Annotated in this window: 1 pseudogene; it reads right to left on the reverse strand. The window is 82.4% G+C overall.

From position 1 onward, the window contains the following. Positions 1-629 (reverse strand): annotated as a pseudogene (locus tag G5C51_RS42390) (hypothetical protein); the annotation flags it as partial.

A 629-nucleotide genomic window follows, 5' to 3' on the forward strand; every position in this document is an offset into this window, starting at 1 on the left:
GGTGTCCTGCCGCCCGTTTGCCACCGGGGCGGCGGGCTGCGGCGGTGCCGCGGCCGGGCGGGCCGGGGCCCGTTCCGGCTGCTGCGGCGGCAGCGGGGGAGGTGCGGGAATGCTCGGCGGCTGGGGGCCGCCGGACGGTGCGGGGCCGGCCGGGGCCGGCCGGGACTGCGGTGCAGGGGCGCGCCCGCCGCGGCCGCGGAACCAGTCCGACTCCAGCTCGGCGAAGAGCGGCGTCGGCTCGTCCCCGCGGGGCGGCGCGCTCTCACCGAGCGGCGCGTCCTGCGGATTGCCGTACGCGGCGCTCCGGCCCGGGACCGGCGGCTGGGGAGCGCCGGAGGGCGGATAGGCGGTGCCGTGCGCCGGCGTGTGCGGGGGCGGCGGGGCCTGGCGGCCCTGCTCCTGCCCGCTGTGCTGGTCGGGGAAGGCCGGCCGGCGCAGCTGGGCGGTGGAGTCGTGCAGCGGGTGCTCTTCGTGGCCGCGCGGCTGCTCGTCGGCGGGCTGCCGCGGAGCGCCGGAGCCCCAGGCGATACGGGTCTCACCGGTGCTGTGCGGGTCATCGCCCGGGCCTGCCGGGCCGCGGCGCGCGTCGGCGGGCGCGGGGGTGCCGCCCGGGGGCGTCGGCATCGGGG

This window comes from Streptomyces coryli (assembly GCF_011044975.1).
In the GTDB taxonomy this organism is placed as follows: domain Bacteria; phylum Actinomycetota; class Actinomycetes; order Streptomycetales; family Streptomycetaceae; genus Streptomyces; species Streptomyces coryli.